Source organism: Candidatus Babeliales bacterium (genome assembly GCA_035288105.1).
Classification (GTDB): Bacteria; Babelota; Babeliae; order Babelales; family Vermiphilaceae; genus SOIL31.
In genome coordinates this window covers 1-11972 of sequence record DATEAY010000075.1, presented here as the reverse complement: position 1 = coordinate 11972, position 11972 = coordinate 1, and the positions used below count along the sequence as shown (strand labels likewise).

The following is an 11972-nucleotide window of genomic DNA, read 5'->3' as shown; positions in this document are numbered from 1 at the left end:
TATCCTCACTCTTTCTCTTTTCACAACACAGACCATCAGTATAATTCCATTCTCCTTTTACTTATTCATCCAATTTATTGACAAACTGAAATCAATTTGTTTATCATGAAAATAGTACAATAACATTTGTTGTGCATACATAAATTGAATAAAAAAGGAGTTTTTCGTGAAAAAAATAATGAACATGGCGTTTATTGCGATTGCTTCAATTGCAATGATAAGCACAATGCAGGCTCGATTTGTAACATACCCAACACCTACCACCAAGCAACAAATAACAAGCAACACCAAAAATTTTGAATCAACTATTAGAGACGTAAAAAAAGCTCAAACTCCAGAAGAAAAACAACAAGCTAAAGAAAATGCTATTGAAGCAGCTCAAGAATTACTCAAGGATCTTGAAGAACGATCAGTGATAGGTGATGTGATAACAGGATACTCAGAAAAACAAAGAGACAATGCCAAAGCAAAACTAAAACTGTTAGAGCCTCTACAAATTAGACTTAACAAAAACATTGAATTGTTAGAAAAAAGATTAGCGACTGTTACCGATAAAGGATGGATATGGAATGCTCCTCTATCAGGTAAAGATAAAGAATATAATATCATTACAGCACGATTGAATAAACTGAAAGAATCATTAAAAAAAGTTGATAGAGCCATTCGTAATCAAAGTGTAATCGCAGGAAAAGAATGGAGTAATGCGTTCCGTGCACTTGTAACAGGCGCTGTCGCACTTGGTATTGATAAAATTGTCTTTGGAGGCGCAGGCGTAACCGCAGCAGGATCTTATGCTGGTCAAGCTGCAGGTATGCTCAAAACTGCTGGTACAGGAGCCCTCTCTACTGCGGGCACTTGGTTGAAAGAAAAAGGAACTACTGGTTGGGAATACACAAAAATAGTGGCCAAACATGGCATGCGAGCCGCTTCAATTTTACTAACCCTCTATACTAAATATAGTGACGCGAATGCCATCTATACAACTGCGCTAAGCGCTTATAAGCGGATTACTGACGATCCTAGCACAACTCCTGAAAATCGTGAACTTGCAAAAAATGATATGATACAAAAACAAAGAGAGCGTGATAAATCTAAAATCGCTTATGATAAATTTCAAGAAAATCTTAACACAATGAGCCCACAAGAATTGCAAGCATTAATGGCCGAATTAAAAAAATAACAAACAAAGTTATCAAAGTAAAAGTGGGTGGTAAACATTTACCACCCCAATTTTACTTTTGAGGCACATTGGTTAATTTACACTCACTTACGCAACACCCTTAGTCTCATCCACTGGCATCAGCAATCTTTCCATAATATCATTTGCATGATCCACCAAAATAATATCAATGCCATCAATCATATTATCAAGCTCTGCTAAATTATGACTATTCTTTCTTGGCAAAATAACATATGGAATATTATTTCGTTTTGCTGCCAATATTTTTTCTTTTACACCACCAATTGGCATAACTTCACCACGTAAGTTTAATTCCCCCGTCATAGCGTAGTCAGAATTTATTGGACGATTGGTTAATGTTGAAAGCATTGCGGTCAACATTGCAAGCCCAGCAGATGGACCATCTTTTGGTACAGCTCCTGCCGGAAGATGAATATGCAAATCGTACTCAGTAAACATCTTGTTATCAATAGCAAAATCTTTCGCATGCGCACATGCATAACTACGTGCTGCTTGCGCTGATTCTTTCATCACATCACCAAGTTGCCCCGTAAGTAATAATTTACCTGTTCCTGGCATTAACATTGCTTCAATTTGCAGTATTTCACCACCAACTGCTGTCCATGCTAGACCATTTGATATACCAATTTGGTGATTTTTATTTGCACCGTCATCAATAAATCGGCATGGTCCTAGGTATTGATCAAGATTTTCTACTGAAAAATCTACTATTTTTTTAGTTTCAACAAATGTCCGTGCTGCTTTTGAACACAACTTACTGATAAGCCGCTCTAATTGACGCACACCTGATTCTCTGGTGTAATCAGAAATAATTTTTTGAACGATAGGATCAGGAATAAGAATATTCTGATCTTCAAGCCCGGCATTTGCAATCGATTTTTTCACCAAGTGTTGGCGCGCGATATTTGTTTTTTCTTCGAGCGTATATCCACTTAATTCAATAATTTCCATGCGATCGCGCAATGGCTCAGAAATAATATCAGCATTATTTGCTGTTGCAATAAACATAACTTCTGATAAATCAAATGGAATACCAAGATAATTATCATAAAATGTTTTATTTTGCTGCGGATCAAGAACTTCAAGCATTGCTGCGGAAGGATCGCCTCTAAAATCTGCACCTATTTTATCTAATTCATCAATAACGATAAGTGGATTACGAGATCCAGATTTTCTTAATGCTTGGATAAATCTGCCCGGCATTGCACCAACGTAGGTTCGCCTGTGACCACGAATTTCTGCTTCATCTTTTACACCACCAAGTGAAATTCGACCGTATTCCCTACCCAAGCTACGAGCAATTGATTTACCCAACGATGTTTTACCAGTTCCCGGAGGCCCAACAAAACAAAGAATTGGTGCAAATCCATCTTTTTTTAAATTCCGTATTGATATAAAATCGAGTATGCGTTCTTTAATCTCTCTAAGACCAAAATGATCTTCATCAAGAATTTGCTTTGCATGTGCAATATCAAGATTATCTTCTGTTCGGTTATTCCATGGCAGCGCAAAAACCCATTCCAAGTGATTACGCGTAACGGTAGCTTCAAGCGAATCTGGCGCCGTGCGCTCAAGCCGATTAATGTGACGACCAATCTCTTTTTTTATTTCATCAGATACGCAAAGCGCATCCAATTTTTCACGCATATCTTCTATTTCTTCAAGATCATCTTCACCTAATTCTTGCTTAATTGCTTTAAGTTGTTCACGTAAATAAAACTCTTTTTGAGAGCGGTTCATTGATTCACGTGCATTGTTTCTGATTTTTTCTTGAATTTCGGCAACTTGCACCTCTTTACTCAAGTAATCAGAAAGCATCATGAGAAAATCTTTTTGCGTATCAGTTTCAAGAAGTTTTTGTGCATCATCAACGTTAAGGTTGAGGTGAGAAAGAATGAAATCACCAATTTTTCCCGCATCGTTCATTTTTGAGAGAATGATATGAAAATCAGGACTGAAGGTATATCCTGAAGTTGCCATTTGATCAGCAATTTTTTTAATTTTCTGCACACACGCAGTTAGTTCTGCACCATTACTCTCTTCAACTTCAATTTTTTGTACTTTTGCCTGTAGAATATTATCATTCGTCATAATATCAAGTGCACGCGCCTTGCAAACTCCCTGAACAAGAATCTTAATCCCACCTTCGGGCATTTTAATCAGACGCATCACCGTCGCGATAGTACCAACGGCATATAAATCATCGGTGCTAATTGATCCTTGAGGATCAACACCATTTTTTGCCGCAAGAAGAAATACCATCTTTTTTTCTTCTATTGAACGGTTGATCCCGGTAATTATTTTTTCATCAAGAACAAGCAATGGTACAATAATTTGCGGAAAAACAACAACATCCATGGTCGGTATAACTGGCAATATCTCTGGAGAAATATTCACCTTTTTTTGATTGACAACACTTTTCATTACCACTCCCCCTAATTTTTATTTTGTGCTGTACATTACAAGTCTAGTTTATGAGATAAGTGAGGGGTAACTCAATAATTGTCGGCCAGGGGAGCAAAAAATTCTTACCAAATAGCCTTTATCCAAAACACTATCATTTTTGTCCGGTTTTTTGCTATGAAAAGACAATTTATGACCTTATACTATCAAAAAAGTATCGTATTTGGGTGAACAGGAGACCATTATGCAAAAAGCTACACTTACTATACAAGGGATCTCTAAAAAATTTATACAAGGTAGAGAGGAAGTCATTGTTCTTAGTAACATAGACAGTTTGTTTATGCAAGAAAAGAGTTATGCCATCACTGGTATCTCAGGGTCAGGCAAATCAACACTTATGCATATTATCGCTGGTCTCGATACTCCAACAACAGGAACAGTGTTATTTAATAACATTTCATTACATACACTTGCTGCTCCAGACCTTTCACATTTTCTAAATAAATCGATTGGATTGGTTTTTCAGTCACCTCATCTACTCAAAGAACTTTCGGTCATAGAAAATGTAATGCTTCCCGGTTTAATTAGTGGATGTAAACAAATTGATTGCGAAAAAAGAGCAGAACAACTTCTTAAAAAAGTAGAGCTTTTACACAAAAAAAACAGTAAAATAGGCGAACTTTCTGGTGGACAACAACAAAGAGTTGCCATTGCCCGTGCACTTTTTAACGAACCAGCTTTTTTAATTGCCGATGAGCCAACAGGGAACTTGGACCTTGCAACAGGTAAAACTATCATTGATCTTTTATTATCATGTCGGCAATGGGGAATGGGAATTATTGTCAGTAGCCATGATGATTATGTTGCCGAAAAAATGGACGTAGTATACACGTTAGATCAGGGTGGGTTAATCCGCCATCCTTCGATACACCCCTTCGGGGCACTCAGGACGAGCGGTAAGGAATAATCAATAATAAAGAGATGCTTAATTTCATAGATAAACAAAAAATATTCTATTCCCGCTCGCCCTGAGTGCCCTTCGTAGCTTTAGCGAAGTAGGGTGTATCGAAGGGTAAAACCGATTAGAAAGAAATTACCCCCATGTTATCACAAAAAACAATACTCAAAAAAACAATCGAAGTAGGCGGGTCCACGTTACTCAGTAGATTCTTTGGCATAGTACGCGAAGTACTCATGGTTCGCTATCTGGGAGTAAGTGGATTATCTGATGCATTCTTAACTGCATTCAAAATACCTAATTCTTTACGTAAAATTTTTGCCGAAGGCGCTCTTTCTGCTGCATTTATTCCAACCGTAGTCAGTACCATGCAACACAATGATAAAAATGCTGTTGCTGGATTAATGTCACTTGCCTTCTTAATTTTTGAAGGTATGGTTCTGCTATTATGTGCCCTGATTATGACGTATGCACAACACGTCATACAATTTATTGCTCCAGGATTTTCTGAACAACAAGTTCTTGCTGCAATTCCTATGCTGCACATTCTTATGCCTTTTATTTTTTTCATATCAAGTAGCGCACTGCTCGGTGGCGCACTGCATGCAATTGGCCATTTTTTTGTCCCTGCAATCGCTCCTGTGGTAGTAAATATTATTTTCATTATAGGATTGTGTATATCACTCGTTTTTAATCTGCCCGTTACCTATCTTTGTTGGTTTATAGTACTAGCTGGATTTGTGCACTTTCTTTTGCATCTTATAATGTATTTTAGATTTCACTTTTTCTTTGGAAAAATAACACGTAATGATCTTACAGTTTTTGCGCGTGTTATGGGAAAATTTCTGCTCTGTCTGCCAAGTGTCAGCCTCATGGAAGTAGCACTATTTATTGATACAAGTTTTGCATCACTGTTGGCACCAGGATCAATATCATTACTGTTTTATGCAAACCGTTTTGTGGGCATACCACTTGGAGTTTTTGCTGTTGCATTTTCTACTATTCTGCTTCCTCATTTTTCCCGCGTGAATACTTTCAACCCAAAACGACTACACTTTTATCTCCTTGAATCGGCTAAATTTATTTTTTGGGTAACAATGCCTGTTGCATTATTCATGGCATTTTTTTCAGAAGAAATTTTTTCAACAATCTTTCTTTCAAAAAAATTCACCCTTATGCAAGTACAAGAAGCTGGTAATATTCTACTTGCTTTTTTGCTTGGATTATTCTTTTTTTCCTTAAACAAAATATTACTCAACATCTTTTATGCTATGCACGCAGCATGGATTCCTGCTCTTATCGCTCTGGGCGCAACTGCAATCAATATTATCCTTAATATGCTTTTTATAGAGCGGTTTCAAACAGTAGGTCTAGCTCTTGCAACAACCATTTCTGGCATTGTACAAACAATTTTTTTCTTGATAATTTTGCGTAAAAAATACAACTTTCGTATTTATTTATCACCATTTTTATGGTTTGTAACAACATATCTTGCACAACTGACGTGCTACAGTTTCTTCTTTTGGCTGTTGTATCATGCCTGTACGCACGCAATTATATTCTGCATGCCACCAGCAGTTTCATTATTTTTCACCGCACACATAGGACTTTGGTTGTGGGTAAGTCCCCTTGCTCTGTTTTTTCTTATTTTGTTATACTACTCACGTACATTATTTAACATAAAACTTCACTTTTTAAAGTAAAAACTATGAAACAAATGTATTCTACAGGCATTGTTACGTACATAATTTTAAAGGAAGCCCAATGAAAAGGCTGTTAGCCATAGCAGTAACATTCACTATCTGCACTGCCCATGCAATGTTATGTATGGCAATGATTACACCAGTTCAAATGATGGAACCGAGTCTTCCTGTAATTCATCGTGCACCAAAAAAGGATTGGTATGAATTTTTGGGTTACAAAATTGCTTCACCTATTGGAATATCGGCCTGTGCTGTTACTACTAGCAAGGGTATCTGGTTGGCAGCCAGGCTTGGTTGTGATGTTCTCACTTATAAAACAATCCGATGTTATACGTGGCCACCTCACCCACAGCCCAACATAACGTATATTGACCGATCGGTGCCCCTTACCCATGATGATATTGGAAAAACTATTATTGCCCATAACAGTGAGCCTACGTATTCATCAGATATTGCTATCGCAAATTCTTTTGGCAATCAATCTATGGATGCAGATTGGACAAAAAATGATATCCAAAAAGCTAAACAGTCTTTGCTCGAGGGCCAAGTACTTATCGTCTCTATTTTTGGTAATACTCTTGATGAATGGATAAAAACAGCTCGATTAGCCTCAGAGAGTGGTGCTGATATTATTGAAGCAAATTTTTCGTGTCCTAATTTAAACACCAACAATGAATCAATCTATACAAGACCAGAGGATATCTTTTCTATTGCTCAAGCTCTGGTACAAAGCACTCCTTCTCAGATACCGATTATTCTAAAATGTGGTGTTTTTACCGATTACCAATTAATGAAACAAGCTTTAATAGCAGCAGCAACGGCTGGTGTAAAAGGCATATGTGGTATCAATTCAGTGCCTATGAAAGTTGTAAACATTGATGGTACACCAACCTTCGGCACAAGAACCATTGCGGGAGTTTCAGGGATTCCAATTCAAGAACTGGCTCTTGATTTTATAAAGACAGCTTCTACAATTATACGAAGGGAAAATCTCAATCTTGTACTTCTTGGAGTAGGAGGAATTACTATGGCTTCTCATTTTTCTAAATTTTTTGCAGCAGGTGCAACCATCGCACTTTCAGCAACAGGTATGATGTACAACCCTTATCTTGTCGCTGAATATCACGAGCAATTACATAATGCAACGAGCACATCAAGCATAAATAAAGAAGAACTTGCTAATAAACTTTTTGATATTGGCGTTATTAAATTTGGCGATTTTACATTTAAAAGCGGTATTCGTTCTAATAATTATGTTGATATGCGCATTGCAATATCTCATCCGGATATTTTACAAGAACTAGCTATTTGTCTTAAAGATATTCAACACAAGTGCCATGCCGATATACTCTGCGCAGTTCCTTATGCAGCAGTTCCGGTAACAACAGCCCTTTCCATGCTTTCAGGAACACCGATGATCATGGCACGTAAAGAAGCAAAAGATCATGGAACAAAAAATATGGTTGAAGGCGTTTATATCCCAGGTCAAGAATGTTTGATAATTGAAGACGTTATAACTACCGGCTCAAGTATTTTAGAAACTATTAAAACAGTTGAAGCCACCGGCTTAAAAGTTAAAGATGTTGTAGTACTCATCGATCGCCAGCAAGGAGGAACAGAAAATATTACTGGTAATGGCTATAGGTTGCATTCTATTTTTACCCTGCAGGAGCTCTTGAACTTACTTAAAAAATCTCATCGAATAAGCCAAGAAACAGTTGATATGGTCCGCACATCATGTGAACAAACGAAACATACTTTACCTCACGATTCAAGCACTCTCTTATTAAGGGGTCCCCGTTCGGCACAGAGTAAAGAATGGGGCTATTTAACGTATAAGCAACGCGCTGCTTACTGTGTTAATCTCACTGCGCAACGTTTGCTCACTATAATGGAAACAAAAAAAACTAATCTTGTTTTTTCTGCTGATGTTACCAACAAGACAAAGCTTTTGGAATTAGCTGATCTGGTAGGCCCAGAAATATGTGTTTTAAAAATACATTGTGATATCATTAATGACTTTAATCAAGATTTTCCTGAGCAATTACGCTCTCTTGCAGATAAACATAATTTTTTGATATGGGAAGATCGTAAATTTGCCGATATTGGATCAACAACATTACATCAATATACAGGTGGTGTTTTCCGTATTGCAGATTGGGCTGATATAATTACGGTGCATAGTATAGCTGGTAATGGCACAATTGAAGCACTGAGGTCAACATCAGCAACAGAAAATTCTGCCTTTCTTTTGATTGCGCAAATGAGTAGTGCTCAAGCACTTACGCAGCAATCTTATACAGATGCAACAGTAAAATTGGCTTTGGATTATCCGGAAAATATCATAGGTGTCATTTGTCGGCAAAAATTATCTGATAATCCTGGGCTTCTTCATGTAACGCCTGGCGTGCAATTAGCAGAAGGTAGTGATGCTTTTGGACAGCAATACCTTACGCCAGAAAAAGTTATTAATGAACTCGGCAGTGATATTATCATTGTTGGTCGAGGTATTTTGCAAGCTCAAGATCCTCTCAATGAAGCACAACGATATAGAAAAGCAGGATGGGATGCATACCAGCAAAAAATTAATCAAAAATAGATACGTTATTAATTAAAAGAGGCCCCAAAGATTGGGGTCTCTTTTATTCATTATTATTTTTTAGAGCATGAATTTTCTTTTGAAGATAAAAAGCAAAATAACCACGATATTTCTCTTGCAGGTCCTTACGTTGCCAATCATTTGCTTCTACCTTTTTTCTGCATGACGATTGGCAATTACAGATTAAAGGTTCCATCCCAATCCACTCAGAGACAACAGTTGCGTAATCAAAAGTGATTTCTTCACCAGAAGCTATATCATACATTGCAACTAAAAAAATTTGTCCCCTGAGACCGGCGTTAGGATTGCAGCTGTGATTAATAAAGTCAGTTGTTTCAGCATGTAAAGAACCTATCCATAACCCATCATTAATTTGCAGTACATTTTTGATCAATTCAGCAGGAAGACTTAACACCGATTCTTTGTTCATAATTGTACCACCAAAAACAGCAAGCAGCGTATCTTTTGCTATGGGTGCTGTTGTAAACATTCCTGGACCTCGCATAGAGAGTTGACATACTTCTAAGCGAGGATCAACCCATGATTGTGCATTTTGATCTGTAGTATATGCCATTACACCAACTAATATAAGGCTCCCACAACCCAGTAGAAAATATTTCATATTACTTCACCATGCATTTACTTGGCCAAATGATCGTGGACGCGCACTGATAAAATCTAAATCCCACATCTCACGATCAATTCCTGCACATGTTAGAGCACGTGCCATACGCGTAACTCCAATTCCACATCCAAATCGAGGAATCATTGGTAATGATAAATATTCGTCGAGCTCTTTCATTACGCGTTCTTTACCAAAAGAGCTAAACAATAGTTGAGCATACTGACCATTGGAAATATTAAAAAAGTAGTCCCGCATCTCTTTAACATCTGTTGATCGTTCTGCTCCACCAAAGGTTTCCATACCGTATAAAACAACATCAATCTTATTAAAAATCTCACCTGAGTCACGTTTCATATTCCAAAATGGATGTGTACGTAAGGGGAATTTTTCAAGGCTTATCACAGGGCCGATATCTTGCGCCATTTGTTTTTCGCACTCTGCGTTAATCTCTTGAATATTATAACGCTTACAAACATCATTATACTGTAGTGAGATAGGAGCAGAAAATCCAAAAAATTGAAGCAGTTCTGCTTCAATTTTTTTCATGTCATCAATGGTACCATGTGATTCAAATTCTACCATTGGAAAAATTTTATCATGCCGACCGGGAATAGGAAACGGCTCGTTGCGATAGCTTGTTGTTGAACAAAATACTCCTTTTAGACGTGGATTTTTAAGAAGCTCAACTTCAAGCCACATTTGCCCTGTTTGCGGTAATGGATAATTAACTCCACTAAAAACAAATTGTGTAATAGTTTTGGGATCTTCACATGCAGCTAAAATAGAAAGCCGCGATTGTGCAGGAACCTCAATAAAATTTTTTTGCTCTAGAAAAAATGTGCGCATTTTTCTGAGAATGTAATCATACATTAATGCATCTTGCATACCCGCACCTTCCTTTTTTTGTATAGCTTCAAAATTACTCAAATATACCTTGGTTGCGTAAACCTTCAACCACTCTAATCTACCTTGAAAATCTTTTCAAGTTTCAAAGAATAAAAAAAATTTTGGAACTGGCATAGTTAAGTACAAGGGGATCTGTTATATTATTTAATCCTACGTTCCGAGTTTCTTCCTACTTTGCATGAAGCTACGAAGAATGCGTCACGTGGGAACCTCATATAAAAATGATAAAGTATATAAAGTAAAATCATTATGAAAAACATGTATTCAGCAGGCATTGTTACATATACAATAAAAGATGGCAAACCTATCTATCTTTTACTGCATTACACAGCTGGACATTGGGATTTTCCAAAAGGCACAATGGAAACAGGAGAAACAAAGGAAGAAACAGCAATCAGGGAGTTGTACGAAGAAACTGGTTTAACAGTAGAATTAGATACATCTTTTGAAACAGTAACAAACTACTTTTATAATCATTATCAATTCGGTACAATACCTAAAACTGTTTATTTTTTTGTGGGAAAAACAGAAAATAAACACGTAAGGCTTTCGCATGAACATACCGATTTTTTATGGTTACCTTATGAAGAATCTCTTACTCAATTGACATATGAAAATGCTCAAGAAATATTGGAAAAAGCACATAGATATATAACTAAGGAAAGTAACAGATGAAGCGTATAATGCTCTTGTATATTTTTTGTTGTTTTGTATCAACAGCCCAGGCAATGAAACTATCTAATGGGATTGTTAAACCTAAACAATTTTCTGATAGTAAGCGTGAAAATGAACGCGATCGCATGAAAATAATTCTTAACTGTCTCAATGTAGCTCTGTATTATCATGGTCTTGCAAGAGAAGAATTATCGGCTCTATCAGATAAAAAAAATGCAATGATCATACAAACATCGCAATTAGAAAAATCTAATACGGACACAATACATTTAGCCAAGGTTTTAGAATTACAAAAGAAAGTGGTTGCATCTAATGAAGAGCTTCTTCGTAACAAAGTTGAAAAGATGATTGTTGATATCGTTGATAACCATTGCAACATTGCCCTTACCATACAATCTCCTGAAATCACGCCTGCTCCGCTTGAAAATATTTCTTCAGAAAAATAGTCATAAAAAAACTCGCTCCTTTTTGTAGATGCGAGCACTATTTGGTTGTGGAGGCTGAATTTTACCCCAATTTTCACTTCGTTCTCAATTGGGGGCGCCATACTTCGCTCCTTCGGAGCTTCGTATGGGAGGCCAGCCCTTTGTAGCTTTAGCGAAATAGGGCCATTTTTTTTAAATGATAGATTATGATTCTTTAGGTACCCATTGAAACATGTGGAAATGGGTCTAAATCTGTGCCCGTAGCTCAGTCGGATAGAGCGGTAGATTCCTAATCTGCAGGCCACAGGTTCAATTCCTGTCGGGCATACCAGCCTACGTTAAAACTACGAAGGACACGGTAAAACTACGGCTGGCGCAGCCATATTCTTAAATGTTAAATTAGCATTCATTACGTTTGAATCCTGCATGCCTTTCGAAGCTCACAAGAGCGTAGTAGGGTCGGGCATACCACTTTCA

The 11972-nt window shown here is 37.1% G+C and carries 9 protein-coding genes and 1 tRNA gene; 7 read left to right on the top strand and 3 right to left on the bottom strand.

Going from position 1 to position 11972, the window contains the following annotated elements; all coding sequences use genetic code 11:
* The first annotated feature begins 166 nt into the window (after positions 1 to 166).
* Positions 167 to 1180 carry a hypothetical protein gene (locus VJJ26_04230; protein HLC07370.1) on the top strand — a complete coding sequence of 338 codons (1014 nt, stop codon included), beginning with the start codon at positions 167 to 169 and terminating at the stop codon, positions 1178 to 1180.
* An 87-nt stretch (positions 1181 to 1267) separates the two neighbouring features.
* Here VJJ26_04230 and lon read toward each other — a convergent pair whose 3' ends face one another.
* On the bottom strand, positions 1268 to 3625 hold the full coding sequence (lon, locus tag VJJ26_04225; protein ID HLC07369.1) for an endopeptidase La: 2358 nt from the start codon (positions 3623 to 3625) through the stop codon (positions 1268 to 1270).
* A gap of 223 nt (positions 3626 to 3848) precedes the next feature.
* On the opposite strand from lon, the gene VJJ26_04220 reads away from it, so the two are divergent.
* The 3 genes from VJJ26_04220 to pyrF all read left to right on the top strand — a co-directional run bounded on the left by VJJ26_04220 (position 3849) and on the right by pyrF (position 8864).
* Positions 3849 to 4571 carry an ABC transporter ATP-binding protein gene (locus VJJ26_04220; GenBank protein ID HLC07368.1) on the top strand — a complete coding sequence of 241 codons (723 nt, stop codon included), beginning with the start codon at positions 3849 to 3851 and terminating at the stop codon, positions 4569 to 4571.
* A gap of 134 nt (positions 4572 to 4705) precedes the next feature.
* Complete coding sequence (gene murJ / locus VJJ26_04215; protein HLC07367.1) at positions 4706 to 6265, top strand: murein biosynthesis integral membrane protein MurJ; 1560 nt, start codon at positions 4706 to 4708, stop codon at positions 6263 to 6265.
* 61 nt (positions 6266 to 6326) lie between these two features.
* Positions 6327 to 8864 (top strand): orotidine-5'-phosphate decarboxylase, encoded by a 2538-nt coding sequence (gene pyrF, locus VJJ26_04210; GenBank protein HLC07366.1) that lies wholly within the window; start codon positions 6327 to 6329, stop codon positions 8862 to 8864.
* Between the two features lie 43 nt (positions 8865 to 8907).
* Here pyrF and VJJ26_04205 read toward each other — a convergent pair whose 3' ends face one another.
* Complete coding sequence (locus VJJ26_04205; protein HLC07365.1) at positions 8908 to 9486, bottom strand: SET domain-containing protein; 579 nt, start codon at positions 9484 to 9486, stop codon at positions 8908 to 8910.
* A 6-nt stretch (positions 9487 to 9492) separates the two neighbouring features.
* Complete coding sequence (locus VJJ26_04200; protein ID HLC07364.1) at positions 9493 to 10374, bottom strand: amino acid--tRNA ligase-related protein; 882 nt, start codon at positions 10372 to 10374, stop codon at positions 9493 to 9495.
* 270 nt (positions 10375 to 10644) lie between these two features.
* Between VJJ26_04200 and VJJ26_04195 the strand changes: the two genes are divergently transcribed.
* The 3 genes from VJJ26_04195 (at position 10645) to VJJ26_04185 (ending at position 11826) form a co-directional block, all read left to right on the top strand.
* Positions 10645 to 11070, top strand: coding sequence for an NUDIX domain-containing protein (locus VJJ26_04195; protein ID HLC07363.1), 426 nt, complete (start codon positions 10645 to 10647; stop codon positions 11068 to 11070).
* Entirely contained in the window at positions 11067 to 11516 is a 450-nt protein-coding gene (locus VJJ26_04190) for a hypothetical protein (protein HLC07362.1), read from the top strand. Before VJJ26_04195 ends, VJJ26_04190 begins: the two co-directional genes overlap by 4 nt.
* Positions 11517 to 11749: 233 nt before the next feature.
* Positions 11750 to 11826 (top strand) — tRNA-Arg (locus tag VJJ26_04185).
* Positions 11827 to 11972 lie beyond the last annotated feature (146 nt).